The sequence below is a fragment of the Pseudomonas serbica genome (assembly GCF_028823535.1).
Lineage (GTDB): Bacteria > Pseudomonadota > Gammaproteobacteria > Pseudomonadales > Pseudomonadaceae > Aquipseudomonas > Aquipseudomonas serbica.
Window position 1 is genome coordinate 206,312 of sequence record NZ_JAQIYM010000011.1, and the last position, 13,804, is coordinate 220,115.

The 13,804-nt window shown below is 59.7% G+C and carries 13 protein-coding genes; 8 read left to right on the forward strand and 5 right to left on the reverse strand.

Annotated features, from left to right (window positions below; genetic code table 11):
- Window positions 1–104: 104 nt before the first annotated feature.
- Window positions 105–923, reverse strand: coding sequence for a posphoenolpyruvate synthetase regulatory kinase/phosphorylase PpsR (ppsR, locus tag NQL71_RS19810; protein WP_008048584.1), 819 nt, complete (start codon window positions 921–923; stop codon window positions 105–107).
- A gap of 174 nt (window positions 924–1,097) precedes the next feature.
- Here ppsR and ppsA point away from each other — a divergent pair, with 174 nt between their 5' ends.
- From ppsA to NQL71_RS19850, 8 genes are all read left to right on the forward strand, one after another.
- The gene (gene ppsA / locus NQL71_RS19815) at window positions 1,098–3,473 is read left to right on the forward strand and encodes a phosphoenolpyruvate synthase (RefSeq protein ID WP_274643137.1); all 2,376 of its coding nucleotides are present in this window, start codon (window positions 1,098–1,100) and stop codon (window positions 3,471–3,473) included.
- Window positions 3,474–3,567: 94 nt separating this feature from the next.
- Window positions 3,568–4,557 (forward strand): alpha/beta fold hydrolase, encoded by a 990-nt coding sequence (locus tag NQL71_RS19820; RefSeq protein WP_274643138.1) that lies wholly within the window; start codon window positions 3,568–3,570, stop codon window positions 4,555–4,557.
- 137 nt (window positions 4,558–4,694) lie between these two features.
- Window positions 4,695–5,186 (forward strand): ribonuclease E activity regulator RraA, encoded by a 492-nt coding sequence (rraA, locus tag NQL71_RS19825; protein ID WP_046816185.1) that lies wholly within the window; start codon window positions 4,695–4,697, stop codon window positions 5,184–5,186.
- 34 nt (window positions 5,187–5,220) lie between these two features.
- Complete coding sequence (cmaX, locus tag NQL71_RS19830; protein WP_046816205.1) at window positions 5,221–6,216, forward strand: divalent cation transporter CmaX; 996 nt, start codon at window positions 5,221–5,223, stop codon at window positions 6,214–6,216.
- Window positions 6,217–6,279: 63 nt separating this feature from the next.
- Window positions 6,280–6,528: a hypothetical protein gene (locus NQL71_RS19835; RefSeq protein ID WP_046816186.1), complete on the forward strand. Its 249-nt coding sequence runs from the start codon at window positions 6,280–6,282 to the stop codon at window positions 6,526–6,528.
- 2 nt (window positions 6,529–6,530) lie between these two features.
- The gene (locus tag NQL71_RS19840) at window positions 6,531–7,355 is read left to right on the forward strand and encodes a mechanosensitive ion channel family protein (RefSeq protein ID WP_034147984.1); all 825 of its coding nucleotides are present in this window, start codon (window positions 6,531–6,533) and stop codon (window positions 7,353–7,355) included.
- A gap of 90 nt (window positions 7,356–7,445) precedes the next feature.
- Window positions 7,446–8,036, forward strand: coding sequence for an RNA polymerase sigma factor SigX (gene sigX / locus NQL71_RS19845; protein WP_075949123.1), 591 nt, complete (start codon window positions 7,446–7,448; stop codon window positions 8,034–8,036).
- Window positions 8,037–8,143: 107 nt separating this feature from the next.
- On the forward strand, window positions 8,144–9,175 hold the full coding sequence (locus NQL71_RS19850) for an OmpA family protein (protein WP_046816187.1): 1,032 nt from the start codon (window positions 8,144–8,146) through the stop codon (window positions 9,173–9,175).
- 65 nt (window positions 9,176–9,240) lie between these two features.
- Here the strand turns inward: NQL71_RS19850 and cobA are convergent, their stop codons facing one another.
- The 4 genes from cobA to NQL71_RS19870 form a co-directional block, all read right to left on the reverse strand.
- Entirely contained in the window at window positions 9,241–10,005 is a 765-nt protein-coding gene (cobA, locus tag NQL71_RS19855) for a uroporphyrinogen-III C-methyltransferase (RefSeq protein ID WP_046816188.1), read from the reverse strand.
- A 51-nt stretch (window positions 10,006–10,056) separates the two neighbouring features.
- Entirely contained in the window at window positions 10,057–11,727 is a 1,671-nt protein-coding gene (locus NQL71_RS19860) for a bifunctional protein-serine/threonine kinase/phosphatase (protein ID WP_274643139.1), read from the reverse strand.
- A gap of 7 nt (window positions 11,728–11,734) precedes the next feature.
- Entirely contained in the window at window positions 11,735–12,946 is a 1,212-nt protein-coding gene (locus NQL71_RS19865; RefSeq protein WP_077185574.1) for a nitrate/nitrite transporter, read from the reverse strand.
- 271 nt (window positions 12,947–13,217) lie between these two features.
- Complete coding sequence (locus NQL71_RS19870) at window positions 13,218–13,793, reverse strand: ANTAR domain-containing response regulator (protein WP_008056396.1); 576 nt, start codon at window positions 13,791–13,793, stop codon at window positions 13,218–13,220.
- Between the last annotated feature and the right edge of the window lie 11 nt (window positions 13,794–13,804).

The window sequence follows — 13,804 nt, forward strand, 5'->3', positions numbered from 1 at the left end:
ATCGTTCTTCGCGAGCAAGCCCGCTCCCACAGATCGTGCGATCACTGGAGATCCAGTGTGGGAGCGGGCTTGCTCGCGAAGGCGGCGGGGCAGGCGCTGTAAATCTACTTGAAGCGCCGCTCGACGCCTTTTTCCACCAAGATCTTCGCGGAAATCTCTTCCACGGAAAAATGCGTGGAGTTGATGTTCGGAATGTTCTCGCGGCGGAACAGGTTTTCCACTTCGCGCACTTCGAACTCGCACTGGGCGTAGCTCGAGTAGCGGCTGTTGGGCTTGCGCTCGTTGCGGATCGCGGTGAGGCGGTCCGGGTCGATGGTCAAGCCGAACAGCTTGTGCTGGTGGGCACGCAGGGCGCTTGGCAGTTGCAGGCGCTCCATGTCGTCTTCGGTCAGCGGGTAGTTGGCCGCGCGAATGCCGAATTGCATGGCCATGTACAGGCAGGTCGGGGTCTTGCCGCAGCGCGAGACGCCCACCAGGATCAGGTCGGCCTTGTCGTAATAGTGCGTGCGGGCACCGTCGTCGTTGTCGAGAGCGAAGTTCACCGCCTCGATACGCTCCATGTAATTGGTGTTGGCCCCGATGGAGTGGGATTTGCCCACGGTATAGGAAGAATGCTCGGTCAGTTCCTGTTCAAGGGGCGCCAGGAAGGTCGAGAAAATGTCGATCATGAAACCATTGGAAGTCGCGAGGATCTCACGAATGTCCTGATTGACGATGGTATCGAAGATAATCGGACGGAAACCGTCGGTTTCGGCGGCTTTGTTGATTTGTTGTACCATGGCCCGCGCTTTGTCCACGTTGTCGATGTACGGCCGCGTGACTTTGCTGAAGGTAATGTTTTCGAACTGCGCCAAAAGGCTTTGGCCGAGGGTTTCGGCGGTAATGCCCGTGCCATCGGAGATAAAGAAAGCAGATCGTTTCATTTGCACCTTGGGCCTTAAGCTAGTAACGAATCTTGGATATGATAGGCGCGATTTGCCGGCCGCCAATGGCCCGCATTCTCACTTATTTTCCAGGTCCAGGCCATACAACTGGCAAACGCTCCCTTGAGCCGCCGGTTTCTGAGCTTTTCCAACACAGTTAGTGGAGAGATCACCTTGGTAGAGTACGTAGTTTCCCTCGACAAGCTCGGCAAAGACGACGTTGAGCACGTGGGGGGCAAGAACGCATCCCTGGGCGAGATGATCAGCAATCTTGCGGGTGCCGGTGTATCGGTGCCCGGTGGCTTCGCCACGACCGCTCAGGCATATCGTGATTTCCTCGAGCTGAGCGGCCTGAACCAGCAGATTCATGACGCCCTGGATGCCCTGGACGTCGACGACGTGAATGCCCTGGCCAAGACCGGTGCCCAGATCCGCCAATGGATCATGGAAGCCGAGTTCCCGGAAAAACTGAATGCCGAGATCCGTACCGCGTTCGCCACGCTGTCCGCCGGCAACCCTGACATGGCCGTGGCCGTGCGCTCTTCCGCTACTGCCGAAGACCTGCCGGATGCTTCCTTCGCCGGCCAGCAGGAAACCTTCCTGAACATCCGTGGTGTCGAAAACGTCATTCGCGCCGCCAAAGAGGTGTTCGCTTCCCTTTTCAACGACCGCGCCATTTCCTACCGCGTGCACCAGGGCTTCGACCACAAGCTGGTCGCCCTGTCGGCTGGCGTGCAGCGCATGGTCCGCTCCGAGACCGGCACTGCCGGCGTGATGTTCACCCTCGACACCGAGTCGGGCTTCCGTGACGTGGTGTTCATCACCGGCGCCTACGGCCTGGGTGAAACCGTCGTACAAGGCGCGGTGAACCCGGATGAGTTCTACGTCCACAAGGGCACCCTGGCTGCCGGTCGTCCGGCGATCCTGCGCCGCAACCTGGGCAGCAAGGCCATCAAGATGATCTACGGCGACGAGGCCAAGGCCGGTCGTTCGGTCAAGACCGTCGACGTCGACAAGGCCGATCGCGCGCGTTTCTGCCTGACCGACGCCGAAGTCAGCGAGCTGGCCAAGCGGGCGATGATCATCGAGAAGCACTACAAGTGCCCGATGGACATCGAATGGGCCAAGGACGGTGACGACGGCAAGCTGTACATCGTGCAGGCCCGTCCGGAAACCGTTAAGAGCCGTACCCAGGCCAACGTCATGGAACGTTACCTGTTGAAGGAAACCGGCACCGTGCTGGTTGAAGGCCGTGCCATTGGCCAGCGTATCGGCGCCGGCAAGGTTCGCATCATCAAGGACGTGTCCGAGATGGACAAGGTCCAGCCAGGCGACGTATTGGTGTCGGACATGACCGACCCGGATTGGGAACCGGTCATGAAGCGCGCCAGCGCCATTGTCACCAACCGCGGTGGTCGTACCTGCCACGCGGCGATCATCGCTCGCGAGCTGGGCATCCCGGCCGTGGTCGGTTGCGGCAACGCCACCCAGCTGTTGAAAGACGGCCAGGGCGTGACCGTTTCCTGCGCTGAAGGCGACACCGGTTTCATCTTCGAAGGCGAACTGGGCTTCGACATCAAGAAGAACTCCGTGGACGCCATGCCGGACCTGCCGTTCAAGATCATGATGAACGTCGGCAACCCGGACCGCGCCTTCGACTTCGCGCAGTTGCCGAACGCCGGTGTGGGCCTGGCCCGCCTCGAGTTCATCATCAACCGCATGATCGGCGTGCACCCCAAGGCGCTGCTGAACTACGACGGCCTGCCGCAGGACATCAAGGAAAGCGTCGACAAGCGCATCGCCGGTTACAGCGATCCGGTCGACTTCTATGTCGACAAACTGGTCGAAGGCATCAGCACCCTGGCTGCAGCGTTCACGCCGAAAAAAGTCATCGTGCGCCTGTCGGACTTCAAGTCCAATGAATACGCCAACCTGATCGGCGGCAAGCTCTACGAGCCGGAAGAAGAGAACCCGATGCTGGGCTTCCGCGGTGCTTCGCGTTATATCAGCGAATCGTTCCGTGACTGCTTCGAACTCGAGTGCCGTGCCCTCAAGCGCGTGCGCAACGAGATGGGCCTGACCAACGTCGAAATCATGGTGCCGTTCGTCCGTACCCTGGGCGAAGCCAGCCAGGTGATCGATCTGCTGGCCGAAAACGGCCTGGCGCGTGGTGACAACGGCCTGCGCATCATCATGATGTGCGAACTGCCGTCCAACGCGATCCTGGCGGAAGAGTTCCTCGAGTTCTTCGACGGGTTCTCCATCGGCTCCAACGACCTGACCCAGCTCACCCTGGGCCTGGATCGTGACTCCGGAATCATCGCGCACCTGTTCGACGAGCGTAACCCGGCGGTCAAGAAGCTGCTGGCCAACGCCATTGCCGCCTGCAACAAGGCTGGCAAGTACATCGGCATCTGCGGCCAGGGCCCTTCGGACCACCCGGACCTGGCCAAGTGGCTGATGGAACAGGGCATCGAAAGCGTTTCGCTGAACCCTGATTCCGTACTCGAAACCTGGTTCTTCCTGGCGGAAGGTCAAGCGCAGGCTTGAGGGTGTGAACGGGCCGTTCCCTAGGGGGCGGCCTTTTTTGAGATTCAAGTAGGGCGGGCTCCTCTGGATGCCGCCCTTTTTTGTGCAAGAGATTATGCAAAGCAGCAGCAACCTGTTTCCTGTCGCTCTGATCAGCGCCGAGCGGCGCGACGATCTGAGCGAAGATGTCTACCGGTTGAAACCCGGTAACAGCCCCGACGGCACCGTAGAAGTGGCGGTGACGCGCCTCGGCATGGCTGATGAGTCGGTATCCCGTGGCGTGCCGGTGATCCTGTTGCACGGCAGTTTTTCCAATCGACGTTTCTGGTTCTCCCCCAAGGGGCTGGGCCTGGGTGCCTATCTGGCGCGCCTGGGGTTCGATGTCTGGATCGCCGAAATGCGCGGTCACGGCCTGTCCCAGCGCAACCAGAACTATCGCAAGAACCGTGTTGCCGACTATGCGCGATACGATCTGCCGGCCATTGGCGCGTTCGTGCGCGAGCAAAGCGGCCAGGTCCCGCACTGGATCGGCCACTCGCTGGGCGGCATTACCCTGGCGGCCGCGCTGGGGGGCGAATACATTGGCGAGCCCGTGGTCGCTTCCGCGGCATTCTTTGGCACGCAAGTCAGCCGCACCTACTGGCCGCTGAAGTTTCCGCCGGTGGAATGGAGCGGTCGTTTCATCCTCAAGCGTTTTGCCCAGCTGTCCGGTTCACGGCTCAAGCGTGGCCCGGAGGACGAGCCGATCGGCCTGGCCCTGGAAAGCATGCGCTGGTACGGCCTGTTCGGGCGCTTTGGCGATGCTGACAAAGATTGGTGGGCGGGCTTGGCCGAGGTCAAGGTGCCGGTGCTGGCGGTGAGCGCCGTGGGCGATCATCAGGACCCGGCCTGGGCGTGCCGCAAGTTGTTCGATCAGCTGGGTTCCGAGCACAAGCAATTCATTAACCTTGGACGCGAGCAGGGTTTTGCCGATAATTTCGGCCATGTGGAAATGCTGGTCAGCAAAGCCGCCCAGGTTGAGGTCTGGCCCCTGGTGGCACGCTGGTTGACGGATCAACACACGCCGTTGCTCGGTGATCAAGCGGATCTGGCCACGGCGATCTAAGCTGGACGCTCTATCAAGGGCATTTCGCTCTGGTCGGCTTGCGGCTAAGATATGACGCATTGAGCTGTTCTGGTCATTTTCGATGACTGAGTCAGTAGTGATGTTCGTGCTTTCTTCCTCTTTACAGGAGTTTCTCGATGAACCATTACCTCACGCCTGACCTGTGCGACGCCTACCCGGAGTTAGTGCAGGTGCTGGAACCGATGTTCAGCAATTTCGGTGGCCGGGACTCCTTCGGCGGCGAAATCGTGACCATCAAGTGCTTCGAAGACAACTCGCTGGTAAAGGAGCAGGCCGAGCTCAAGGGTAATGGCAAAGTGCTGGTGGTCGACGGCGGTGGCTCCCTGCGCCGAGCGCTGCTGGGCGATATGATCGCCGAGAAAGCTGCAAAAAATGGTTGGGAAGGGCTGGTGATCTACGGTTGCATCCGTGACGTCGACGTCATCGCGCAAACCGACCTGGGGGTTCAGGCACTGGCCAGCCACCCGATGAAAACCGACAAGCGCGGGCTTGGCGACCTGAACGTTGCCGTGACCTTCGCCGGCGTGACCTTTCATCCAGGTCACTACATCTATGCGGATAACAATGGCGTGATCATCTCGCCCAGCCCGCTGAAAATGCCTGAGTAAGCTGTAGCCGACTTTTTTGAAGAATGGGATGCGGATGTTCGAGGAAGAAAACGCGCAGTGGGGGCTGGTACATGCCCTGGTGCTGGACGGAAAAGGCGGTGCGCGTTCGATAGCCCGGACAGAACTCGACGAATTGCAGCTGCAGGCTCACGAAAGCCTGTGGCTGCACTGGGATCGCAGTCACCCGCAAACCCAGACCTGGCTGCGCAAGTCCAGTGGCCTGAGTGAGTTCAGCTGCGACCTCCTGCTTGAAGAAAACACCCGTCCGCGCCTCCTGCAGCTTTCGGACAGCGAACTGCTGCTGTTTCTGCGTGGGGTAAACCTCAATCCGGGGGCCGAGCCTGAAGACATGGTCTCGGTGCGGATCTTCGGCTCCGCCCAGCGGGTGATATCCCTGCGGCTACGTCCGTTGCGCGCCACCGAAGAATTACTGGTGCAACTGGAGGAGGGCAAGGGGCCGAAAACTGCCTCCGAACTCATTCTCTACATGGCTCAGTACCTCACCAACAAGGTGCAGGATCTGGTCAGTTGCCTCTCGGAAGTGGTCGATGAGGAAGAAGAAAAGCTGGATTCCGACGAACGGTATACGCCCGAGCACGGGGCTGTTTTACAGATCCGTCGTCGGGCGGCTGCGTTGAAGCGTTTCCTCGCTCCGCAGCGGGATATCTTTGGTCAACTGACGCGGATCAAGCTGCCCTGGTTCGTCGAGGACGATGGCGATTACTGGAACGAATTGAACAACAGCCTGACCCGTTATCTGGAAGAGCTTGAGTTGACGCGGGAGCGCGTGGGGCTGGTCCTGGAGGCTGAAGACCGACGGTTGAGCGTGCGCATGAACCGTACGATGTATCGCTTCGGCATCATCACCGGGATTTTTTTGCCGATGAGTTTTCTGACCGGCCTTCTGGGGATCAACGTTGGAGGCATTCCTTTTTCACAAAGCCCCTACGGCTTCCTCGTCGCCTGCCTGCTGATGCTCTCGGTGGCGCTGGGGCAGTGGTGGTTATTCCGACGTTTGCGCTGGGTTTGAAAATGCGCCATGTGACCCGAGCAAATTTGATCGCGTCTTTCACAGACATCACGAGAGGTGCGTATGCACGATCCGTTTGAACAGTCTTTGCGCGACATGCTCAAGGCATCACCGTCCACCCGGGACGACGATGCGTGCCTGGGACGTGTCCTGAAAACCGCCAATCGCCAGGTGGGTGCCGGTGATTTGTTCAGCCTGCTGGGCCGCTGGTTGCCCGCCCTGATGATCGCCCTCAATAGCGGTTCGGCCCATGTCTCGCCGGTCTCCCGTCTTCGTAAACCTACCGCCCGCACTGCTGATAAGGCTGATTGAATATGGAACTTGATCTCTGGACACAGAGCCTCGTCACTGCAATGACTGCGTTATGGACCAAGATTGCGAACTTCATTCCGAACCTGTTCGGCGCACTGGTTGTGCTCCTGCTCGGTTTTGTCGTCGCCAAGTTGCTGGATACCCTGCTGTCCAAATTGCTCGCCAAACTGGGTCTGGATCGCCTGATGGGCGGTACCGGTTTGACCAAACTGTTGTCCCGCGCCGGGCTTCAAGTTCCCATTTCGACGCTGATAGGCAAGATCGTCTATTGGTTCGTTCTGCTTATTTTTCTGGTTTCTGCCGCAGAATCACTTGGACTTGAGCGAGTTTCAGCTACGCTGGATATGCTTGCGTTGTATTTGCCGAAAGTATTCGGCGCGGCGCTGGTACTGCTGGTGGGTGTCTTGCTGGCACAATTGGCCAACGGGCTGGTGCGCGGCGCGGCAGAAGGCGTAGGACTGGACTACGCTTCAGGGCTTGGGAGAATTGCCCAGGGCCTGGTGATCATCATCAGTATCTCGGTCGCGATCAGTCAGTTGGAGGTCAAGACTGACCTGCTCAACCATGTGATCGTGATCGTATTGATTACCGTTGGTCTGGCGGTTGCGCTGGCCATGGGATTGGGAAGCCGGGAAATTGCCGGTCAGATTCTTGCGGGAATCTATGTGCGTGAGTTGTACCAGGTTGGGCAACAAGTGCGAGTTGGAGAGGTCGAAGGGCAGATCGAAGAGATCGGCACGGTTAAAACCACATTGCTGACCGATGAGGGTGAGCTAGTCTCTCTCTCCAATCGGATCCTCCTCGAGCAGCATGTGAGTAGCCGCTAACCCGGCAAACCCTGCTAATGTATGCCGCCGTAAAATGCCGCCTGATGCTGGCTGCGGCGGACATTGACCTGACTGTCGGCACGACTTGTTTTGAATAAAGCCCAATCGCTATCCATGCGCTACGACCCCCGCGAGCTCTCTGATGAGGAGTTGGTCGCGCGCTCGCATACCGAGCTGTTTCACGTGACGCGCGCCTATGAAGAACTGATGCGGCGTTACCAACGAACATTATTTAACGTCTGTGCAAGGTATCTCGGGAACGATCGCGACGCTGACGATGTCTGTCAGGAGGTCATGTTGAAGGTTCTGTACGGCCTGAAGAACTTCGAGGGAAAATCGAAGTTCAAGACATGGCTATATAGCATCACGTACAACGAGTGCATTACGCAGTATCGAAAGGAACGGCGAAAGCGTCGCTTGATGGACGCATTGAGTCTTGACCCCCTCGAGGAAGCGTCCGAAGAAAAGGCGCCGAAACCCGAGGAGAAGGGTGGACTTGATCGCTGGTTAGTGTATGTGAACCCGATTGACCGGGAAATTCTGGTGCTACGATTTGTCGCAGAGCTAGAGTTTCAGGAGATCGCAGACATCATGCACATGGGCTTGAGCGCAACAAAAATGCGGTACAAACGCGCTCTAGATAAATTGCGTGAGAAATTTGCAGGCATTGCTGAAACTTAGTTCGGCGCAAATATCTCTTACGTGTAGGCAAGTTCTGATAGACTTGCCGCCGAGTTGTCCCCCGGTTTGCGGGACTGCTTCACAATCACCAGATGGGGATTTAACGGATGAAACTGAAAAACACCTTGGGCTTGGCCATTGGTTCTCTTATTGCCGCCACTTCCATCGGCGCTCTGGCACAGGGCCAAGGCGCAGTTGAAATCGAAGGCTACGCAAAGAAGCAGTATTTCGATAGCGACCGTAACTTCAAGAACGACGGCATCCTGCCGGGCGGTTCGATCGGTTACTTCCTGACTGACGACGTTGAACTGCGTCTGTCCTACGACGAAGTTCACAACGCCGTTACCGATGATGGCCAGAACGTGAAGGGCTCGAACGCAGCTCTGGACGGTCTGTACCACTTCAACAACCCAGGCGACATGGTTCGTCCGTACCTCTCCGGTGGTTTCTCCCACCAGAGCATCGACCAGAACGGTTCGAACGGTCGTAACCACTCCACCTTCGCCAACGTTGGCGGCGGTGCCAAGTTGTACTTCACCGAGAACTTCTACGCCCGTGCTGGCGTTGAAGCTCAATACAACATCGACCAGGGCAACACCGAGTGGGCTCCTAGCGTCGGTATCGGTGTGAACTTCGGTGGCGGCTCCAAACCAGCTCCTGCTCCAGTTCCAGCTCCAGAAGTCTGCTCCGACAGCGACAACGATGGCGTTTGCGACAACGTTGACAAGTGCCCGGACACCCCAGCCAACGTAACTGTTGACGCTGACGGCTGCCCAGCAGTTGCTGAAGTTGTTCGTGTTGAGCTGGACGTGAAGTTCGACTTCGACAAGTCGGTAGTCAAGCCTAACAGCTACGGCGACATCAAGAACCTGGCTGACTTCATGAAGCAGTACCCATCCACCAGCACCACTGTTGAAGGTCACACTGACTCCGTCGGTCCTGACGCTTACAACCAGAAACTGTCCGAGCGTCGTGCAAACGCCGTTAAGCAGGTTCTGACCAACCAGTACGGTGTTGAATCGTCCCGCGTTCAGTCTGTTGGCTACGGCGAATCCCGCCCAGTTGCCGACAACGCTACTGACGCTGGCCGTGCTGTAAACCGTCGCGTAGAAGCGCAGGTTGAAGCTCAAGCTAAGTAATTAGCTCGCAGCTACGAGAAAAGCCCGGCTCAGGCCGGGCTTTTCTTTGCCTGCGATTTGAGGGTTTACGCGGGACCCGTGTAGGAACTGCCGCAGGCTGCGATCTTTTGATCTTCTCGCCAGCTGCCCGCCGCCACCGCACCGATCACCAGAATGGCCGGGCTTTTCAGCTCAAAGGCGTAGGCATCTTCCTCCATGGCTGTCAGATCGCTCCTACATTCGCGCTGTTGCGGCATTGAAGCGTTTTCGATCATCGCCACCGGCGTGCCCGCGGCCATCCCGCCCGCCAACAGCTGCTCGCGGATTTCGCTGAGTTTGGCCACGCCCATGTAGATCACCAGGGTCGTACCGCCCTGGGCCAAAGCCTGCCAATTCAGGCTGCTGCCGTCCTGGGTATGGGCGGTGACCAGTGTCACGCCACGCGCTACACCGCGCAGGGTCAGCGGGATATCGCATTGCGTGGCACCCGCGAGCCCGGCAGTGATGCCATTGACCAGCTCCACTTCGACCCCGCGCTCACGCAGCCACTGCGCCTCTTCGCCACCACGCCCGAAAATGCACGGATCACCCCCTTTGAGCCGCACCACGCATTTGCCCTGGCGGGCGTAACGCAGCATCAGGCGATGGATGAACGCTTGGGGCGTGGAGCGGCAACCGCCGCGTTTGCCCACCGCTACGATCCGTGCATCCGGGCAGTGTTCGAGTATCACGCCATTGACCAGGTCATCGATCAGCACCACATCCGCTTCCTTCAATGCGCGCACGGCCTTGAGGGTCAGCAATTCAGGGTCACCAGGACCCGCACCCACCAGCCAGACTTTTGCGTTCATGGTGTTTTTCCTCACGAGATGACGGTGATAGGTTTTAAGAACAAAACAGGCTCAGCCATGGAACACCAGGAACAGCAACGCCAGGTTGGCCACCAGCGACAACAGGGCCAACGTGCGCCATACCTTCAGCGGTTCGCGTTCCAGTAGAGGCCTGGGCCTTACGCTTAAACTGTGTCGCTCCCCCTGCTCCAGCAGCCGCAACCATTCCTCTGCCGTTTCAAAGCGCTGGGCCGGGTCCGGGGCAACTGCGCGTTCCAGGCTTTGCGCCAGCCATTCCGGCAGGTCGGGGCGGTAGCGACTGGCACTGACCGGTACGCCGAACCGGGGGCGCTGAAAGGCTTCTATTTCACCGTAGGGATACTGCCCTGTGAGCAGAAAGTACAAAGTCACCCCAACCGCATACAGGTCTTGTTGCGGGGTCGGTGCGTCGCCGCGGAAGGCTTCCGGGGCGATGTAACTGGGAGTCCCGGGCAACACGCTGGGTTGATCTTCAGACAGGCCGGGGCAGTAGGCGAGGCCGAAATCCAGCAGGCGCAACTCGCCGTCGTCCCCTGACAGCAGGTTCTGCGGCTTGATATCGCGATGCAGGATCTGCCGTCGATGCAGCATGCCGACGGCCCGCAGCAGGCGTTCAGCGATGTCCTGCCATTGGGCCAGGGGCAGGGGGCCGATCTGTTCTTGCAGTTGCGCCAGGGTCGAGCCCGGATATTCACGCATCACGTAGTACAGATGCTGACGCTGGCTGGCCGCATGCACTTCAGGGAAGTGCCGCCCGGCCACGCGTTTGAGGAACCACTCTTCGGACAGCAATGCCTGCCCGGCCTGGTGATCGTCGTGCAAGTGCGCGGGCAGGGTTTTCAGCAGCCAGGGTTGCTGTTGGCTGTCGCGTACCCGGTAGAGCAAGGATTGCTGGCTCTGGCTGAGAATCCCTTCAATCTGCCAGCCTTCGAAAACCTGGCCCGGTTTCAGTGCCGGAGGCAGGGGCCATTGCTGCAGGTGAATCAAAGCATCGCCGATACTCGCTTCACCCAAGGCATCGACCCGCACCAGCAGTGCGCTGGCGTTATCCTGGCTGCCCGCCAGGTGCGCGGCGTTGACCAGGGTCTGCGCGGCGCTGTCGAGGTCCGGTTGATCGCGCAGGATCGCCGCAATGGCGGTGTCGCCCAGAACCGCCCAGACACCGTCGCTGAGCAGCACGAAGCTTTCATCAATGCGCAATTCACCATCGAGAAAATCCAGCACCAGGTGCTGATCCAGTCCCAGTGCACGCTTGAGGACATGCTGCATGCCCGGTTGGTCCCAGACGTGATCCTCGCTGACCCGTTGCAACTGTTCGGCGTGCCAGCGGTACACCCGGCAATCGCCGACATGGGCCAGGGTAAAGCGCCGGCCGCGCAGGACCAGGGCGCTGACGGTGGTCAGCAACGGCTGACCTGCACCGTTGGCCTGCAGCCAGCGGTTCTGCGCCAGCAGCAAGCGATCCAGGGCCTGGGCGACCCCCCAGGTTTCCGGAGTGGCGTAGTAGTCCAGCGCCAAAGCCTGCAAGGTCGAGCGAGCTGCCAGGCCACCGTCGGCGCACTGGCTGACGCCATCGGCGATGGCGAACAGGTAGCCCTTGCTGGCCGCCAGCGCCGGGGCCGGCGTGACGAGGCGCAAGGCATCCTGATTCTCTTCGCGCGGACCGATGGCGCTGGCTTGGGCGAAACTCAGTTGCAGGCTCATGGCGGTGTCAGACCCGTGCAGCCGTTACGGCAGCCGAACCCCAGGTGGTCCTCCAGCGACGTTTTACGCCATGCAGGCCGAACCAGGCGAGAACGCCCAGGCTGGCGAACAACCACAAAGCCATCTGGTAGCTGCCGGTGCTCTGCTTGATCGCGCCCATGCCGGCTGCCAAGGCAAATCCACCGATGCCGCCAGCCATGCCGATCAGCCCGGTCATGACGCCGATCTCGCGACGGAAACGCTGTGGCACCAACTGGAACACTGCACCGTTACCTGCACCCAAACCAAGCATCGTGCACACGAACAGGGCCAGCGCGGCGTAGGAACTCGGCAAGTTGAAACCGACGGCAGCGATGCAGATGGCCGCCACGGTGTACATCGCCAGCAGGGTGCGAATGCCGCCGAAGCGATCGGCCAGGGCGCCGCCCAACGGACGCATCAGGCTGCCGCCGAACACACAGGCTGCCGTGTAGTAACCGGCGGTGACCGGGCTCAGGCCATACTGGTCGTTGAAGTAACCGGGCAGGGCGCTGGCCAGGCCGATGAAACCACCGAAGGTCACGCTGTAGAAAAACATGAACCACCAGCTGTCGCGGTCGCCCAAGGCCTTGAAGTAGTCGGCCATCGACTTGGCTTTCGGCCGCTCAGGCGCGTTTTTCGCCAGCCAGGCGAAGACGATCAGCGTCAGGATCAACGGGATCAGCGCGAAGCCGAACACGTTGCTCCAGCCAAAGGCGCCTGCCAGGACCGGTGCAATCAGCGCCGCCAGTACGGTGCCGGAATTACCGGCCCCGGCGATGCCCATGGCCTTGCCTTGATGCTGTGGCGGATACCACTGCGATGCCAAGGGCAGGGCGACAGCGAAGGACGCGCCGGCCATGCCGAGGAACAGCCCCAACAGCAAGGCTTGTTCGTAGCTGTGGATGCCGAGTTTCCAGGCACCGAACAGCGCGCAGATGACGATCACCTGACCGATCAGGCCGGCGGTCTTGGGTGACAGGCGATCAGCCAGCATTCCCATCACAAAGCGCAGTACTGCCCCGGCCAGAATTGGTGTGGCCACCACCAGCCCGCGTTGCTGGGTGGTCAGGTGCAGGTCGCCCGCAATCTGCACGGCCAGCGGGCCAAGCAGGTACCACACCATGAAGCTCAGGTCGAAATAGAGGAAGGCTGCGAACAGTGTCGGGGTATGGCCGGATTTCCAGAAGCTTGAATTCATCGCGCACCTCAGGTGGTAGGAGTCTCGAACGGGGGCCAAAACAAAAAAAACGCCGCCACCTGATTCGCCAAGGGGCAAATGAGGTGAGCGACGTCTTTGTCGTAGGTGGGGCAACCGCCGTTGGTTACCTGTAGGGATTACTAAGCCAGATCTGTGCCAACAGTTGAGACCGAGTCGCGGCCATTCGCGAGCAGGCTCGCTCCCACAGGGGAATGCCATTCATGTGGGAGCGAGCCTGCTCGCGTAGAGGCCTTCAAAGGCACCACGAAGCTCACCCAAGCAATTCGCTCATGGCAATGATCTGCTCCGCCACCTGGATCAGCTTCTGCTGGCGGCTCATCGCCTGCCGACGCATGAGGGTGTAGGCCTCTTCTTCGTTGCAGTCCTTCATCTTCATCAGCAGCCCCTTGGCCAGTTCGATGCGCTTGCGCTCGGCCAGTTGCTGGTCGCGGGCGTGCAGTTGGGCGCGCAAGGCCTGGTCGCTTTCGAAGCGCGCCATGGCCACGTCAAGAATGGGTTGCAGGCGTTGCGCGTGGATGCCTTCGACGATGTAGGCACTGACCCCGGACTTGATCGCTTGGCGCATCACATCGGGATCGTGTTCGTCGGTAAACATCACGATCGGCCGTGGCTGGTCGCGGCTGACCAGTACCACTTGTTCCATGACATCTCGGCTCGGTGACTCGGTATCGATCAGGATCACGTCCGGGCGCACCGTTTCGACGCGTTCGGGCAAGTCGATGGTCAGCCCGGATTCGTCGATGACCTCGAAACCGGCCTCGGTGAGGGCAGCCTTCAAGCGTCCGACTTTTTTTGCAGTGTCGTTGATCAGCAGGATACGCAGCATGTTCGCAGTCT